Raw genomic sequence first — 15,269 nt, 5'->3', positions numbered from 1 at the left:
TTATCCGCCGCAACGGCGATCAGCCGCAAACGCAGACCGGCAACCCACGGCGGCCTCAGCCCCGAGACCGCACCCCGGCCGAGCACACTCACCAACCCTCGGCTCTCGGCGCGGCCGCCCAGATCGCTTCTTCGCCGCGCCCCACAGCCTCACTGACTGTTCGTGCCGAAGTCCTCGGGCGAGATCTGGTCGAGGAACTCGCGGAACTTCTCCACCTCGTCCTCCTGCTCGTCCGGGATCGCGATGCCCGCATCGTCGAGCACCCCGTCGCTACCGAAGATGGGCGTCCCGGTGCGCAGCGCCAGCGCTATGGCGTCGGAAGGCCGAGCACTCACCTCCACCCCGCTGGCGAACACCAGCTCCGCGTAGAAGACGCCCTCACGCAGGTCCGTGATGCGCACTTCCGTGAGCTCCTGACCGACGGCCTCCAGCACGTCCTTGAAAAGGTCGTGGGTCAGCGGTCGCGCGGGGGCCATGCCCTGCTGGGCGAAAGCGATCGCCGTCGCCTCCCCTGGCCCGATCCAGATGGGGAGGTAACGGTCGCCTCCCACTTCACGCAGGAGCACGATCGGTTGGTTGGAGGGCATTTCGACCCGGACACCTACGACATCGAGCTCGTTCACACAGCAACCCTAGGCCGTGCTCGGGATGTTTGGGTAGTCGGGCACAGATCGGCCGACCGATCCGCCACAGGCGAACACCCCGCCTCAGCGGAGTCGCACACCCAGCGCGCTCCGCACGAGCGCGGCGTGCAGCTTGACCGTGAGCCCAGCCAGCTCCCTCGTACGATCCTCCGCATGCGCCCTGGTCTGCGGATTGCGGTGGCGGCGCAGCGGGGCCACGACCTGGTCCACGAGGCCTGCCTCACGGTCGGCTGCGGCTCTCATCACCCTCAGATGCCTCGGCTCGATTCCGAACCGCCCCAGTTCCACCACAAGCGTGGCGATGGTGAGGGTCTCGGCGTCGTACGACCCGTCCGGCAAGGCGGCCACGAGCCCGTACGATTCCCACTCGGCCAGCTGCTCCTCGTCGATCCCGGCGCCGGCCAGCAGCTCGGTACGCCCGATCCTGGCGGCCGCGGGCTCCTCCGGCTCCCCGAAGAGTGCACTCAGACACTCTCCGTCACCGACGTCGCGCTGGCGCCCCACCGCAGGCAGACGCACGTCCTCACCGCGCTCCAGAGCCTCCAGGTGCTCACGGATCACCTTCAGCGGCAGATAGTGGTCCCGCTGCATCCTGAGGACGTGTCCGAGGCGCTCGACATCCTCGGCGCTGAACTTCCGATACCCCGAGGGGGTTCGCTGCGGCTCGATGAGCCCCTCCGACTCCAGGAACCGGATCTTGGAGATCGTGACTTCGGGAAACTCCTCACGCAGCACGTTCAGCACCGTACCGATGCTCATCAGGCCACTGTCCGCGGCGGCGGTGCCGTGGTCGGCACCACCGCTCGTTGTTCGAAGCATGGACCTTCCCTGGAGTCCCCCCGGACGGAGCCCGGGTGAGGGTCAGTAGCCCCGCTGGCTCGCGTAGAAGACCAGCCGGTACTTGCCGATCTGCACCTCGTCACCGTTGTGCAGGGCGACCTGGTCGATCCGCTCACGGTTGACGTAGGTGCCGTTCAGGCTGCCTACGTCGGCGACCGTGAACGAGCCGTCCTGACCGCGGCGGAACTCCACGTGGCGACGCGACACGGTCACGTCGTCGAGGAAGATGTCGCTCTGCGGGTGGCGGCCGGCCGTGGTCAGATCGCCGTCCAGCAGGAAGCGACTGCCCGCGTTCGGACCGCGGCGCACGACGAGGAGTGCCGAGCCGAGCGGCAGCGCGTCGACGGCGGCCTGGGCCTCGGGGGAGAGCGCGGGCAGCTGGGTCTGACCGGTGACCTCGGAGTCGTAGGCCTCGAGGCCGGAGATGGAGATCGTGGAGGTCGTCTCGGACGGACGCTCGGCGGCCGCGCCGGCCCGCAGCGGAGCACCGCAGTTCGAGCAGAAGCGGCTGTTCTCCGCGTTGCGGTTACCGCACCTCGTACATACCAGGGCCGACATCGACGGATCCTCCTGCCGCGGCTGCCCCGCCGGGGCATTGGACGTGTACGGGTCAGAGGCAAACCCTCCACCCGTACTTGAGGTTGACGGTTCCCCGAAACCTATGCGGCCGGACTGGGCAGGGTCAACAGACGGCGCGCCCTGACCTCCGGAAATGTCACCACCCGGACCAGCGACCTGGTCGCGGAACAGTGGGCGGTCACCGCCCTGCCCTTCCGCTTCCGATGGCTGCGCGCGGTGGCGGGAGGTCGCGTTGTCGCTGCCCTCTCGCGCGCTCTTGCCGAACAACTTCGCAAACAACTTCACGGGCGATTCCCCTTGACCGAAACAGACCCGCCCGTGGGGCAGGACGAACCCTGACTGAACACACCGGCCGACCCGGACATCCTCACAACGTCCGTTTCCACCAGACAGTTTCCACCACGCACCACCCATTCGGTGCGCCGACCCCCCGCAACCTCATGCCCTCGCCGGACGGCCCCTATGCACCTGCGGTTCACTGGGAGGACGACCGAGCGTAGTCAGGCTGCTTCGCGGCCCGCAAGGCGTCCACGACGATCTTGTCCGCCCGCTCCACGGCCACGGTGGCCTGCTCCTTCTCCAGTGTCTGCACCACGCCTCCGGGGATGTTCAGTGCGGGCTCGAGGTCCTGCGGGTTGCCGATGACCTTGAAACGAAAGGGCTGGGTGATCTTGTTCCCGTCGACACTGATTCCGTCGCCGGAATCGGTCAGGTAAGTGTTGGCGACGACGCGTACGCCGTTCACCTGGATCGCCTCCGCGCCGGCCGCGCGCAGCTCCTGGATCGCGTCGAGCAACATGTCCGCCTCGACCGTCCCCTTCGTGTCGTTGATCGTCAATGTGATGCCGGGCCCCTGCGCGGCCACCGTGCCCGCCAGAATGCCGAGTTGCCGTTCCTTCTCGACCGTCTGCTTGCGTGCCTCCTCGGCCTGGTCCGAGCTGTTCTCCAACTCGGTGCGCTGGTCTTCGAGACCCTGCTTCTCCTCCTCCAGACGCTGAGTACGGTCATCCAGTTCATCGAGGATGCGTACGAGATCTTCCTGACGTGCCCCGCGCAGGGCGCTGTCGTCGTTGTTGGAGGCGACCTGGACGGCCAGGCCGAAGCCGAGGCCGAACAGCAGGAGGGCCACGATGAGTTGGGCGCGCGTGAAGCGCGGCGGCCACAGCCCTTGAGCCAACCGCTGCCGTCCGGTGGGCTTGCTCTCTTCCTCCCGCACCGCCTCGCCGGGCTCCTCGGCGGCCACCGGAGGCACCTCTTGGGGAAGTTCCCTGCGCAGCCGAGTCGTCGGGGTGTCGTCCTTCTCGCTCATCGGCCTCACGCCCGGAACACGTGCCGACGGATCGCCGCGGCGTTGGAGAAGATACGGATACCGAGGACGACCACGACACCAGTGGACAGCTGTGCTCCGACGCCCAACTTGTCACCCAGGAACACGATCAGGGCGGCCACGACGACGTTCGACAGGAACGACACCACAAAGACCTTGTCGTCGAAGATGCCGTCCAGCATCGCGCGCAGACCGCCGAAGACGGCGTCGAGCGCCGCCACGACGGCGATGGGGAGATACGGCTCGACCACCGCCGGTACCTCGGGCCGGACCAACAGTCCGGCCACGACTCCGAGGACGAGGCCCAGTACGGCGATCACGATGTGCCCTTCTCTGTGCTCGGTTCTGCTGTTCGTACGATCACGCTCGGCGCGGCCGGCACCGTGATGTCGCTCTCGACGGAGATGCTTGTCCGGATTCCGAAGTTCTCTTGGAGGGCGTGAAGGTACAGCCCGTCGGGGCTGTTCTGGAACCTGGTACTCAGCCGCTGCCCGTCCCCCACCGCGAGGACCGTGTAGGGCGGCGCCAGCGGCTTGTTGTCGACCAGTATCGCGTCGCCCGCGGCCCTGATCGCCGACAGCGCGGTGAGGCGCTGCCCGTTGATCGAAACCGCCTCGGCGCCCGACTGCCACAGCCCGTTGACGACCCGCTGCATGTCCCGGTCACGCACCCGCCCGGTGTCCGAGAATCCGGACGTCTCACGCGGATCGCCGTCACCGCCCTGGCTGGCGTCCTTGGAGTCGTTGACGACGAGCTTCACGCCTGGGCCGTGCACTTCGACGGCGCCCGCCAGGATGCCCACCAGCTCGCTCTGGTCACTCCCGCCGTTGTCCTTGAGGGCCTCCCGCTGCCGTGCGCTCACGTCGTCGCGGAGTCCGTCGACGGTGTCCTCGAGCTCGTCGGCGGCCGCGGTCTCCTGCTGAATGCGATCGACGAGTTCCTCGCGCTCCTTGGCGACCACAGGAGCGCTGACACGCGCCTGTGCCGCGCCCACCGTCACCACGAGGGCGGCGAGCACCAGGCCGGCCGCGAGCCCCAGCTTCGCCCGCACCGTTTTCGGCATGCCTTCCACGCCTGCGGCCTTCTTGCGAGCGGCGGCCTCGGCGTATCCGTCGTCGAGGCTGTGGTCCATGACGTTGGTGAGCAGCGACATGGAGGCGTCCGGACGCGACGGGCGCGTGGGTGTGCTCCGAACGGGGGGCTGCTGCGGCATGCCGCACATCGTCGCACGTCGCGGCCACTACCACCGAATGGCCCCAGCCGCGTGCCGGACAGGCCCCGTTGGGGGCACTTGTCCGGCACGCACGCGTGAGGGACGATTCAGCGTCCGGCGCTGTCCACGACCGCCGACCACTCGTCGAGCAGGGCCTGCGCCGAGGCGTCGTCAGGCCCTTCCGCCCACAGATGTGTGACGGCCTCGGCCGGATCCGGCAGAACCATCACCCACCGCCCATCGGTCTCCACGACCCGCACCCCATCGGTCGTGTCGACAAAACGATCCCCAGCCGCCTCCACGACCCGCCGCATCACGAGCCCCTTGACGGCCCACGGAGTCGCAAGATCCCGCTTCAGGACATGCGCCCGCGGAATCCGCGCGTCGATCTGGCTGAGCGTGAGCTGCGTCCTCGCCACGAGCCCGATAAGCCGCACAAAGGCCGCAGTACCGTCGAAGACGCTGCTGAACTCCGGCACGATGAACCCACCGCGCCCGTCCCCGCCGAAGATCGTCGTCTCGTCCCGACCGACCCGCGTCAGGTCGTCCGGCGAGGTGGTCGTCCACTCGACCTGCGTGCCGTGATAGGCCGCGACCTGCTCGGCGATACGCGTAGTGGTCACCGGCAGCGCCACCCGCCCGCTCCTCCGCTCGGCAGCCACCAGATCGAGCATGACCAGCAGGGCCCGGTCGTCCTCGACGATGCGCCCCTTCTCGTCGACGAGCGACAGCCGTTCACCGACGGGGTCGAACCGCACACCGAACGCGGCCCGCGACGACGCCACGATCTCGCCCAGCCGCACCAGCCCCGACCGCCGCATATCGGCCGTCTCCGTCGGCCTCGACTCATCAAGGCCGGGGTTGATCGTCAACGAATCGACGCCCAGCTTCCCGAGCAGACTCGGCAGCACAAGCCCGGCACTGCCGTTGGACGCGTCCACGACGACCTTGAGCCCCGACTCAGCGATTCCTGTCGTGTCGACATTCCGCAACAACGAGCCGGTGTACGAATCGAAGACACTGGCCGGGAAGTGCAGATCCCCGATCTCCCCCGGGAACGCGCGCCGGTACTCCTGCCGCGCGAACACCCGGTCCAGCTTCCGCTGACTGGCCTGCGAGAGATCCGCCCCCTGCCCATCGAAAAACATGATGTCGACAGAGTCCGGAACCCCGGGCGTGGTCCGGATCATGATCCCGCCGGCACTGCCCCGCGCGGTCTGCTGCCGAGCCACCGGCAGCGGTACGTTCTCGAGATCCCGTACGTCGATGGCGCTGGCCTGGAGCGCCGAGATAACCGCCCGCTTCAGCGCACGCGCGCCTCGGGAGTGGTCGCGGGCGGTGGTGACCGTGGAGCCCTTCTTGAGCGTTGTCGCGTACGCCCCGGCCAGCCGCACGGCCAGCTCTGGGGTGATCTCGACATTGAGGATCCCGGACACCCCACGGGCACCGAACAGATGCGCCTGCCCACGGGACTCCCAGATCACCGACGTGTTGACGAAAGCACCGGCCTCGATCGTCTTGAAGGGATAGACGCGTACGTTCCCCTGGATGATCGATTCTTCTCCGACGAGGCACTCGTCACCGATCACCGCGCCGTCCTCGATCCGCGCGGCCCGCATGATGTCGGTGTTCTTTCCGACCACACAGCCACGGAGATTGCTGTGCTGGCCGATGTAGACATTGTCGTGAACAACGGCCTTGTGCAGAAAAGCCCCGCTCTTCACGACCACATTCGAGCCCACGACGGTGTGCTCACGGATTTCGACACCGGCCTCGACCTTGGCGTAGTCGCCGATGTACAGAGGCCCGCGCAGCACCGCGTCGGGATGCACTTCGGCGCCCTCGGCGATCCAGACGCCCGGCGAGAGTTCGAACCCGTCGAGCTCGACGTCGACCTTGCCCTCCAGGACATCGGCCTGCGCCTTCACATAACTCTCGTGCGTACCGACGTCCTCCCAGTAGCCCTCGGCGACAAAGCCGTAGACCGGCTTACCCTCCTTCATGAGCTGCGGGAAGACATCGCCGGACCAGTCGACGGGAACGTCGGCCTCGACGTAGTCGAAGACTTCGGGCTCCATCACATAGATGCCCGTGTTCACGGTGTCCGAGAAGACCTGCCCCCAGGTCGGCTTCTCCAGGAACCGCTCGACTCTTCCCTCTTCGTCCACGATAGTGATGCCGAATTCCAGCGGATTCGGCACACGCGTCAGGCATACAGTGACCAGCGCACCCTTTTCCTTGTGGAAATTGATGAGCTCGGTGAGGTCGAAGTCGGTCAGGGCATCACCGGAGATGACGAGGAAAGCGTCGTCCTTCAGCGCTTCCTCGGCGTTCTTGACGCTCCCAGCAGTACCGAGTGGCTTCTCCTCATTGGCATAGGTGAGCTCCATCCCGAGCTCCTCGCCGTCCCCGAAGTAGTTCTTGACGAGTGACGCCAGGAACTGGACAGTTACGACGGTCTCATTGAGCCCATGCCTTTTGAGCAGCCTCAGCACGTGCTCCATGATCGGGCGGTTCGCCACGGGCAGGAGCGGCTTGGGCATGCTCGAGGTCATGGGGCGAAGGCGTGTGCCCTCGCCTCCGGCCATCACGACGGCCTTCATGTCGGAAGCGTCCTCCTTGAAGAGACGACGGTCTAGCCGACTTCACCCGTCCAGATTGTCCCGCACTTTTCCGACGCGGGCCATCGAGCCACTAACAGCCGCCCAATCAGGCGGGCTCAATCGGCCATGGCGTCCGCCCTGACAAGTCGGCGGACCTGAACCACGTAGAGGATTCCTGCCCACCAGTACAGCGTTGTACCCCATCCAGCGAACGCCCATCCGAAAATAGCAGCGAGTGACGAGATCCATCCACTTCCGTCACTGAGCAACAGCAACGGGAAGGCATACATCAGGTTGAAGGTAGCCGCCTTCCCAAGGAAGTTCACCTGCGGCGGCGGATAGCCGTGTCGCCTGAGGATGCCCACCATCACCAGCAGAACCAGCTCTCGCAAGAGCAGTACAGCGGTCAACCAAAGTGGCAGAATCTCGCGCCACGTGAGACCCACCAAAGTCGACAGAATGTAGAGCCTGTCGGCTGCGGGATCGAGGAGCCGGCCAAGGCTGCTGATCTGGTTCCAGCGCCGGGCCAGCTTGCCGTCCAGATAGTCACTGACGCCGCTCAGGGCGAGCACAAGGAGCGCCCAGCCGTCGGCCTTCGGGCCGCCGAACTCGGGCCAGAGAATCAGCCACAGGAAGACGGGCACGCCAACGAGCCGCGCCATGCTGAGGATGTTCGGGATGGTGAGGACCCGGTCCGTCTGAACCCGTGTCTCCTGGACCTCCACCCGGGGGCCTCCTGTGCGAAATGAGCCAACGATGCTCCCTGACCTTACCTCAACGCAAAAAAGCTCTGGCTCTTGGGCGTCGCACCCAAGAGCCAGAGCTCTAAAAGGAGTTCGGCGGTGTCCTACTCTCCCACAGGGTCCCCCCTGCAGTACCATCGGCGCTGTAAGGCTTAGCTTCCGGGTTCGGAATGTGTGTCGGACCGTTGGCCGTCGGCGCCATTCTCGACGGTGCCGGGGCCGGCGTACTGAGTCCCGTCCTGGCGATCGGCACCTTCCTCGCCTCGCTGCCCCTGCTGAGGATGACGGTGGCCAGTGGCGAGGCCGCCGACGAACCGCAGCCCGGACGCGTGCCGACGGCCTGAAGACACCGTCCCGACCTCGCGGAACAGCCGCTGCCCCTGTCCGATGTCAGGGGCAGCGGCTGCCTGTGCGTTGAGGACCGGTTGCCTTGGCCACGGGGCGCAGACGCTGCTCCGGCGAAGAGATGACGCGCCGGACCGGAGGTCTACGACCGGCCCTTCACCGCGGATCGGGCACCTTCCGGCCGGCCGACGTCCGCGGCTCATCGCCGGGTAACGGCGACAAGGGCGAGGCCGGCCCGTTCCGCCCTGCTGTCAGCTCTTCGGCAGGGGCACGAGTTCCATTCGGCCTCCGGCGAGAGCGACGACGGCGGAGACCAGGGCCTGCAGACAGGTGAGCTCGGCTTCCTCGTCGGGCAGTGAGAGATGCTGCGCCGAGAGGCCGTCGAAGCCGGCCAGGAAGAACCGGGCGAGGGTCTCCGCCGGCTGGGCGAGCTGGTGACCGGTGCGCTCGGCCGCCTCGGTCACCAGCTTCGCCGTCACGGCCGTCACCTCGCCGTAGTGGCCCTCGAGGGCCTCCTGCAGCCGTGGTGTCCGGAGCGCGAACATGGACAGTTCGGTGAGCAGCTGGTGGGCGGTGGGCTGCTCGCGCACGGTCTGCCACAGGGCGGCGGCGAGTGTCGCGACCGTCTCCTCGAAGCCGGCGTCCGCGGGCGCCGCCCGTTCGACCTGTGCGATCAGATCATGGGTGAGCTGCTCCATGACGGCCCGGTACAGATCTTCCTTGGTGCCGAAGGTGTAGTGCACCGTTGCCTGGGCCACGCCCAGCTCGGCCGCGATGGCGCGGGTGCTTCCGGCGGCCACGCCCTCCCTCGTCATGAGGTCGATGGCGGCCTTGATCAGCTGAGGACGGCGCTCTGCCGCGGATACGTGAGCCATGCAGACATCATAGCGACTTAGTCCAGTGAATGAATCGTTCGATCAGGTCACGTTTCCGGCACTCCTTCTGCGGCTGAGGTCGCGGGGGTCGGTCTCTGCCGTGCTCGCGGCAACGAGGTGGCCGGCCTCGGCCGCGATCTGCTCACGGAGAAGGGCTACGAGCACCGCCTGAGCTCGCCCGTGGAGAACGGCTCCACAGCCAAAGCAGCGCTATCAGGGACGCGATGGACGGCCTCGCCGCGACCGTGAACGGCTGCTGGGCCTGACGCGAACGTGCGCCGCGGGCGCGGATGCCCGGGGCGCACGTTCGGTGTGAATGCCTCCCCTGGAGGACCCTCGACACCCGCGGTCTGCGGCGCGAGGACGCGATGACAGGCCGGTACGGCACCGTGAGGCTGCGTCGGCCCGGTCGGTCTGCAGACCGACCGGGGGACGGCTGCTTTCCGCGCGGCCGAGGAGCGGCTCCGCCATGCGTCCGCTCGCCTGGATGGCATCCCGCCAGGCCGACGCCGCCACATGAGCCAAGCCGGCTTCGCGCAGCGCGAGGTACCCGTCGTCGCTGACTCGAACCGGTGCCTCTCCCAGTTGGTCACGAGTCTTGGCATAAGGTGCGGTCGAGTTGATGTTCGGACCGTTCATCCATGCTGAGCAAAGGGCCGGTCAGTCATGCCGTTCACGGTGCCGCAGGCGGTGATACGCCGAACTGAAGGCTGGCTTGTCCGGCGGGGTGCACCCACGATGATCGAGGGATACGGCTTCGTCGATCACGTGCTCCCCCGCATGCTGCCGTCGCTGGCCTTCGTGGCGCTGGCCAGCCTGGCCTGGCTCGTCCCGCTCAGATCCGCGGGCTCGCACGGGTGGATCCTCCTCGGTGGCGTCGCCGTGATGACGCTGGCCGCGTGGGGCACAAGTACCGTTCTCGTCCGGCGGCTTCCCCGTTTCTCGCGCAGAGCCGCCATCGCGTTCCTCGCCGCGTACGCCACGATGCCCGTCGCCGTACCTCTGTTGCAGCTCGCCGTCGACGGAGCCGTCACACCGCCGGGCGGCAACGTGGTCGGGCTGCTGGGTTTCGTGATCTTCTTCGCCGCCGCGTTCGTCGCCACACTTCTGGCCACCACCTACGGTCTCGGCACACTGCTGCGTCGGGCGGTCCGCCACTCGGTCTTCGACCTGCGCAACAGCGTGCACCTGCTGGGCCGGGCGCTGCCCGCGTTGCTCTTCGTCACGCTCTTCCTGTTCTTCACCGGCGAGTTGTGGCAGGCCATGAACCGGCTGGCGTGGTGGCGGGTCGTACTCGTCGTCGTGCTGTTCGCCGCGATCACCGTGCTTGCCGCCGCTGCCCGCCTGCGTGACGAGATCGGCCGGGTCGAGCAGGACCTCAGCCGGCCCACGCTCGCGGCGGCGTGCCGGGACACTCCCTTGGCCGGTGTGCGGGTCGAGCAGCTGGCGCCCGACGGTCAACTGCCTGCAATGCCGCGAACGCGATGGCCAAGGCGCTGTACGGTGACGCGTCCGGCCGCCCCGAGGAGGAACACAACGTCGTCTGGCGCTACTTCACGGACCCCTCCGCGCGGGAAGCTGTTCCCGGCCGAGGACCGTGACCGTGCGGCCGCGCGGCGGTGGCGGATCTGCGTGCCACGCTCGCCCGCCGCCCGGACGACGCGCGGCTGGCGGGGCTCGTACGCCGGCTCCGCGCCCGGAGAGAGGAGTTCTCGGCGCTGTGGGACACCCACGACGTCGCCGTACGCCGCGCCGACGTCAAGCGCTTCCTGCATCCGGTCGTCGGCCCGCTGGAGCTGGACTGCGAGGTACTGATGATCCCGGAGCGCGACCGGCGGCTGGTCGTCCACACCGCCCGCCCGGGCAGCGAGTCCTACGAGCGGCTGGCGCTGCTGCGCGTGGTCGGCGTCCAGGACCTGACCCGTGGCTGAAGCCGCCACGCCGGGTTCGCCGACGCCGCGGCAGAAACACAGCTCCGGCCGCGGCCGGTCACCAGCGACGCCCGCCGCTCCCTGCACAAGGGCGACATCGACGGGCCAGGCAGGGCAGCCCCTGCCGAGCGCCGGTGTCGGAGGACTGGTCAGACACCCCATGTCGTTTGGTGTCAAGCGGCATGGGGTGGGGCGTGGTGCGACCAGGCGGTCGCTTCGTCGTAGTGGGTACGGGTTTTGAGGCAGCCCTGCGGGTCAGAGCAGTTCCGAGATCGGATTCCCTCCCCGCCTGAAGGACTCTGCCGAGAATTCCGCGAATCGGGGTGTCAGGCCGCGACGGCGGCGGTGCGGACGCAACAGCGGGCCCAACCCGCCACCTCCTCATCACGGGCCAGGGTGTGGATGGCGTTGACCTTCTCCTGGGTGGACACCGGCTTGGCCACTTGATGCCCGACCCGTCGCTTGGCCGCATCCGGAGTCCACCGACGGCGGCCGGTTGCCTCGTCCCGTGGTGGGTGCGCCAGTGTCGAACCGCTCGTCCTCGGCCGCGACGTTCGCCAGCGTGCGATGGTTGTCAGAGCGGGAGCAAGCCCTGCTTCCTTCTTACGGCGCGGGCCAGTGGCCGATTGCCGGGGTGCGGTCGCCGATGTCTTCGGTGACGCAGGTGTTGCGCTGGCGTCCGAGGTAGGTGATGGAGCTGTTGATGACGTCGCCGTCCTTGAGGAAGAGGCCGCCGTGGTGCATGCCGTTGCCGGGCGGGGAGCCGGCCAGGAGGAGGTCTCCGGGGAGCAGCCGGACGCGTTCGGAGGCGTAGGCGACGAGGGTGGCCATGTCGAAGATCCAGTCGCTGACGGGCCAGTCCTGCATCACTTCACCGTTGACGCTCAGGGTGATGCGCACGGTGTCGTCGATGTGCACGAAGGCGGCGGGTACGACGAAGGGGCCGGCGGGCTTGAAGGTGGGCTGGTGCTTGGCGATCCAGTCGTAGCCCCAGGGGATGTCGGTGCGGCGGAAGAGGTCGACGGTGCCGAGGTCGTTGACCATGGTGTACCCGGCGATCAGACTCTTGGCCTCCTCGACGGTGGCGTAGCGCGCGGTCCTGCCGATGACGCCGGCGATCTCCAGTTCCCAGTCGGGCTGGTTGCCGAGCGGGGGCAGCAGGACGGGGTCGTCGGCACCGGTGAGGGAGGAGTGCAGGCCGGCCCACAGGAAGGGGACGCCCTCCTCGGCCCGCTTCTCCATGAAGGTGTAGTTGCGTTGGAAGAAGTCCTCGTCGCTTTCACCGTCCAGCCGGTTGTGCTGGTTGAACTCGTTCTTCGTCAGCATCTGGGCGGAGTGGGTCCTGTTGTTGGCGCCCGCGCACAGCAGGTTGGGGTGCGCCAGGGGCGGCAGGATCCGCAGGCCGTCCAGGTGGAGCTGAGGGTCGGCGGTGTCGCTGAGAGAGAACAGCCGGTCGAAGTTGCGCTCCCAGTCGTCGAAGATCGCGTGGGTGTCGGTGAAGTGGGCCGACACGTCGATGACGCGGGCGTCCGGCAGGACCAGGGCGGGGAAGACACGGGTGTCCTGGGCGAGGGTGGCGATTCCGAACGTGTCCTCGCGTAGTCCCGTGGCGGGGTTGATGTCGGCGGGAGTCTGAACCATGGTTGTTCCTCTTTCTTCCTGCGGGCCGTGAGGGGAGGGCGCGTGCGGTGCCAGGGCCCACGCGCAGGCGCGGCGCGGTGTGGTGCGTGGGATCGTCAGGTGGTGATGTCGCCGACTTCGAGTCCTTCGAGCTCCTTCACGTAGGCCAAGCAGAAGGGCAGGCTGAAGCCGCCGGCGAGGCTCAGGGCGAAGTTGAACACCAGGAAGGGGTGAGCGCCCTCGGCGACCAGCCACCGCAGGTCCCGGCCTACCAGGGCAGCTGCCTCCTGAGGCGTCAGCCCGTAGGAGGCCAGGAAGTCTTCCGGGCCGGTGGTGAAGGCGTCTGTGTTCCCGGCGTCGCGGTAGACATCGAAAAGGACCTTGTTGACCGCGTACCGGTTCACCGGGCGCCTCCGTTGAGGGTCTGCTCGTTCCACTCCAGGAATCCGGTCGGCAGCTGGGTGGGGCCGTAGGTCAGCTCCGACCAGTCGGGGCGGCGTTCACCGACCATGCCGAGGGCGAAGATGTAGTCGAGGAAGCCGGGCGTGCCGTTGCCGAAGCTGTAGAGGTGCTCGAACGTGGACTCGGCGACGAGTTCGTCGATGTCCCCGTGGTGCAGCCGGTGCCAGGTGCTCTTGTCCCAGTCGGTCAGAGGCTGCTGGGCGAAGCTGAGCATGGTGGGGCTGCCGATGCTGTTGGTCATGTGGCCGCTGGTGACCACTGCGACCCGGGTGTCCGCGTCGAAGGTCTCGATCAACTCCCGTACAGCCAGGCCGAGTTCGTGGAAGCGTCGGCCGGGCGGGATGGGCGGGACCATGACATTGGTGAACAGGGGGATGACGGGGGTGTCCTGTTCGGGGCGAAGCAGCGACAAGGGCACCACGAAGCCGTGGTCGATGGTGAACTCGTTGGAGTAGGACAGGTCGAAATGGCCCTCGACGCCCTTGTTCAGCAGATGCCTGGCCAGGGCGCCCTCGATCTCGACGTCGTAGTCCTCCAGGCCGAAGGCATCCCGTTCGTGAGGGAAGGGCCCGGTGGCGCGCTGTGCCTTGCCGATCAGGAACTGCGGCATGTTGTCCATGAACCACTGGTTCAGGTGGTCGCCCGCGACCATGACGATGACGTCCGGGCGCGCGGCGGCCAGGCGTTCGCGCAGCAGGGCGAAGGCGTCCAGGGTGCGTATCTCTCCCTCGTGGAGAGTCTCCCGGCGGTTGCGGGTTGCGGGTTGCGGGTTGCGGGTCGCGGGGATCGTGGGGGTCGTGCGGGACGCACATCACTTCGACGAGCCGGGCCATAGAAGCCTTCCGGAAACAGGGGGATGGGTGCCCTTCGGTGCTCTTCGGCGGCCTGGGCCAGGCCGGTTACCCAGAGAGCAGGCGGAGGCGAGGACGTGGCCGGGGGTCCTGCGGCGGGGGGCCACGGCGCTAGGCTAGGCATCCTTCAACTGATAAGGGAATGCGATATTTCCTATGCCCGATATCGGTGGTGCCGATAGTGAAGTACGGTGTCCGTCGTGACCCGGAACATGGACTTCAACCTGCTCAGGGCCCTACAAGCCCTGCTGGAGGAGCGCAGTGTGACGCGCGCTGCCGAGCGGCTCGGCCTCAGCCAGCCAGCCGTCAGCGGAGCCCTGAGCAAACTGCGCCGCCACTACGACGACGAGCTGCTCACCCGGGTCGGCAACAGCTACCAGCTCACCGCCCTGGCCCAGCAGTTGCTGGAGTACGCGGCGGGTGCGGCGGCGATGGCGGACCGGGTCTTCTCCCTCCAGGCGGACTTCGACCCGGCCACCTCCGAGCGAGCATTCACCGTGGCCGTCTCCGACTACACCGCCACCGTACTGGGCCAGTCCCTCTCCCGGCTGCTGAACGAACGTGCCCCGAGAGCACAGCTGCACCTGCAGCAGCTGGCCCCGGACGTCATGGACCGGGCACCGGAGTCGTTGCGCTCCCTGGACGCCGTTGTGCTGCCGCACAGCCTGCTGACCGACGTGCCCTACCAGGACCTTCTGCGCGATGAGTGGGTCTGTGTCACCGCCCAGGACAACACGGCCGTGGGTGAGGAACTGACGGTGGAAGATCTCAACGAGCTGCCGTGGGTGTTCTCGTTCCGCCGTCGCACCGCCCTGACCACCGCCATGCGGGAACTGCGCATCCACGGCGTCGAACCGCGACCCCAGATCGTCATCGAGAGCTATGCCGCACTGCCCTCGTTCCTGATCGGCACCAACCGGATCGCGCTCATCCAACGCCGCCTCACCGCGAACACCACCCTGCGAGTCCTGCCGTGCCCCGTTCAGCTGGCCCCCCTGCTGCTGGCCCTGTGGTGGCACCCCTCGCACACCGCCGACGCGGGGCACCAATGGCTGCGCCAGCTCTTCGCCGACGCGGAGGCCGTCGCCGGCCACCCGGCATGAAGCGCATCCGTGCCGCCGATACGCACATCACAACTTGCGATGCATCAGGCAGTTCCCACCACACGGTTCGTCGTCCACAGTCGGGACAAGCCCCGAACCGAGCAGCTGACCCGTTGAGGTGTTGACCGGGCTT

17 protein-coding genes and 1 rRNA gene are annotated in these 15,269 nt (G+C 67.6%); 3 read left to right on the top strand and 15 right to left on the bottom strand.

Translation table 11 applies throughout. The features are described 5' to 3' along the window. Window positions 1-149: 149 nt before the first annotated feature. The 11 genes from CES90_RS42410 to CES90_RS42360 all read right to left on the bottom strand — a co-directional run bounded on the left by CES90_RS42410 (window position 150) and on the right by CES90_RS42360 (window position 10,630). Window positions 150-623 carry a bifunctional nuclease family protein gene (locus CES90_RS42410; RefSeq protein WP_005475662.1) on the bottom strand — a complete coding sequence of 158 codons (474 nt, stop codon included), beginning with the start codon at window positions 621-623 and terminating at the stop codon, window positions 150-152. A gap of 84 nt (window positions 624-707) precedes the next feature. Continuing rightward, window positions 708-1,463 carry a transcriptional regulator FtsR gene (ftsR, locus tag CES90_RS42405; RefSeq protein WP_189788332.1) on the bottom strand — a complete coding sequence of 252 codons (756 nt, stop codon included), beginning with the start codon at window positions 1,461-1,463 and terminating at the stop codon, window positions 708-710. Window positions 1,464-1,505: 42 nt separating this feature from the next. Beyond that, window positions 1,506-2,477: an FHA domain-containing protein gene (locus tag CES90_RS42400; protein WP_189788331.1), complete on the bottom strand. Its 972-nt coding sequence runs from the start codon at window positions 2,475-2,477 to the stop codon at window positions 1,506-1,508. Window positions 2,478-2,538: 61 nt separating this feature from the next. Then, window positions 2,539-3,372 (bottom strand): DUF881 domain-containing protein, encoded by an 834-nt coding sequence (locus CES90_RS42395; RefSeq protein ID WP_189788330.1) that lies wholly within the window; start codon window positions 3,370-3,372, stop codon window positions 2,539-2,541. A 5-nt stretch (window positions 3,373-3,377) separates the two neighbouring features. Then, window positions 3,378-3,710 (bottom strand): small basic family protein, encoded by a 333-nt coding sequence (locus CES90_RS42390; protein ID WP_009343209.1) that lies wholly within the window; start codon window positions 3,708-3,710, stop codon window positions 3,378-3,380. Further along, window positions 3,707-4,612: a DUF881 domain-containing protein gene (locus CES90_RS42385; protein ID WP_189788329.1), complete on the bottom strand. Its 906-nt coding sequence runs from the start codon at window positions 4,610-4,612 to the stop codon at window positions 3,707-3,709. The genes CES90_RS42390 and CES90_RS42385 overlap by 4 nt, the downstream gene beginning before the upstream one ends. 98 nt (window positions 4,613-4,710) lie before the next feature. Then, window positions 4,711-7,206 carry a mannose-1-phosphate guanyltransferase gene (locus CES90_RS42380; protein ID WP_189788328.1) on the bottom strand — a complete coding sequence of 832 codons (2,496 nt, stop codon included), beginning with the start codon at window positions 7,204-7,206 and terminating at the stop codon, window positions 4,711-4,713. A 116-nt stretch (window positions 7,207-7,322) separates the two neighbouring features. Then, window positions 7,323-7,931: a CDP-alcohol phosphatidyltransferase family protein gene (locus CES90_RS42375; RefSeq protein ID WP_189788327.1), complete on the bottom strand. Its 609-nt coding sequence runs from the start codon at window positions 7,929-7,931 to the stop codon at window positions 7,323-7,325. 109 nt (window positions 7,932-8,040) lie between these two features. Next, window positions 8,041-8,152 (bottom strand): 5S ribosomal RNA (gene rrf / locus CES90_RS52520). A 393-nt stretch (window positions 8,153-8,545) separates the two neighbouring features. Next, on the bottom strand, window positions 8,546-9,169 hold the full coding sequence (locus tag CES90_RS42365; protein WP_189788240.1) for a TetR/AcrR family transcriptional regulator: 624 nt from the start codon (window positions 9,167-9,169) through the stop codon (window positions 8,546-8,548). Between the two features lie 660 nt (window positions 9,170-9,829). Next, entirely contained in the window at window positions 9,830-10,630 is an 801-nt protein-coding gene (locus tag CES90_RS42360) for a hypothetical protein (RefSeq protein WP_189788241.1), read from the bottom strand. Between the two features lie 23 nt (window positions 10,631-10,653). Here CES90_RS42360 and CES90_RS52515 point away from each other — a divergent pair, with 23 nt between their 5' ends. Then, window positions 10,654-10,770, top strand: a complete 117-nt coding sequence (locus CES90_RS52515; protein ID WP_444545341.1) for an MmyB family transcriptional regulator — start codon at window positions 10,654-10,656, stop codon at window positions 10,768-10,770. Window positions 10,771-10,788: 18 nt separating this feature from the next. After that, entirely contained in the window at window positions 10,789-11,100 is a 312-nt protein-coding gene (locus tag CES90_RS42355; RefSeq protein ID WP_444545342.1) for an MmyB family transcriptional regulator, read from the top strand. Between the two features lie 326 nt (window positions 11,101-11,426). Here the strand turns inward: CES90_RS42355 and CES90_RS51755 are convergent, their stop codons facing one another. From CES90_RS51755 to CES90_RS42335, 4 genes are all read right to left on the bottom strand, one after another. Next, window positions 11,427-11,624, bottom strand: a complete 198-nt coding sequence (locus tag CES90_RS51755) for a DUF6192 family protein (protein WP_332836439.1) — start codon at window positions 11,622-11,624, stop codon at window positions 11,427-11,429. A gap of 79 nt (window positions 11,625-11,703) precedes the next feature. Then, window positions 11,704-12,741 (bottom strand): fumarylacetoacetate hydrolase family protein, encoded by a 1,038-nt coding sequence (locus CES90_RS42345; RefSeq protein WP_189788242.1) that lies wholly within the window; start codon window positions 12,739-12,741, stop codon window positions 11,704-11,706. Between the two features lie 95 nt (window positions 12,742-12,836). Beyond that, on the bottom strand, window positions 12,837-13,124 hold the full coding sequence (locus CES90_RS42340; protein ID WP_189788243.1) for a hypothetical protein: 288 nt from the start codon (window positions 13,122-13,124) through the stop codon (window positions 12,837-12,839). Continuing rightward, complete coding sequence (locus tag CES90_RS42335; RefSeq protein WP_268257079.1) at window positions 13,121-13,894, bottom strand: DODA-type extradiol aromatic ring-opening family dioxygenase; 774 nt, start codon at window positions 13,892-13,894, stop codon at window positions 13,121-13,123. The genes CES90_RS42340 and CES90_RS42335 overlap by 4 nt, the downstream gene beginning before the upstream one ends. 339 nt (window positions 13,895-14,233) lie before the next feature. On the opposite strand from CES90_RS42335, the gene CES90_RS42330 reads away from it, so the two are divergent. Then, window positions 14,234-15,136 (top strand): LysR family transcriptional regulator, encoded by a 903-nt coding sequence (locus tag CES90_RS42330; RefSeq protein ID WP_208921577.1) that lies wholly within the window; start codon window positions 14,234-14,236, stop codon window positions 15,134-15,136. Window positions 15,137-15,269: the final 133 nt, after the last annotated feature.

It is taken from the genome of Streptomyces capitiformicae (assembly GCF_002214185.1).
Classification (GTDB): domain Bacteria; phylum Actinomycetota; class Actinomycetes; order Streptomycetales; family Streptomycetaceae; genus Streptomyces; species Streptomyces capitiformicae.
Note: the sequence above shows the minus strand (reverse complement) of the source record. Positions and strands in the feature narration are given on the sequence as shown.

What these genes read in the sequence shown, in the direction of transcription:
- CES90_RS52515 (WP_444545341.1), top strand. Translation starts at nt 10,654, where the DNA reads ATGGCCAAGGCGCTGTACGGTGACGCGTCCGGCCGCCCCGAGGAGGAA.
- CES90_RS42395 (WP_189788330.1), bottom strand. Translation starts at nt 3,372, where the DNA reads ATGAGCGAGAAGGACGACACCCCGACGACTCGGCTGCGCAGGGAACTT.
- CES90_RS42345 (WP_189788242.1), bottom strand. Translation starts at nt 12,741, where the DNA reads ATGGTTCAGACTCCCGCCGACATCAACCCCGCCACGGGACTACGCGAG.
- CES90_RS42400 (WP_189788331.1), bottom strand. Translation starts at nt 2,477, where the DNA reads ATGGGTGGTGCGTGGTGGAAACTGTCTGGTGGAAACGGACGTTGTGAG.
- CES90_RS42385 (WP_189788329.1), bottom strand. Translation starts at nt 4,612, where the DNA reads ATGTGCGGCATGCCGCAGCAGCCCCCCGTTCGGAGCACACCCACGCGC.
- CES90_RS42380 (WP_189788328.1), bottom strand. Translation starts at nt 7,206, where the DNA reads ATGAAGGCCGTCGTGATGGCCGGAGGCGAGGGCACACGCCTTCGCCCC.
- CES90_RS42365 (WP_189788240.1), bottom strand. Translation starts at nt 9,169, where the DNA reads ATGGCTCACGTATCCGCGGCAGAGCGCCGTCCTCAGCTGATCAAGGCC.
- ftsR (WP_189788332.1), bottom strand. Translation starts at nt 1,463, where the DNA reads ATGCTTCGAACAACGAGCGGTGGTGCCGACCACGGCACCGCCGCCGCG.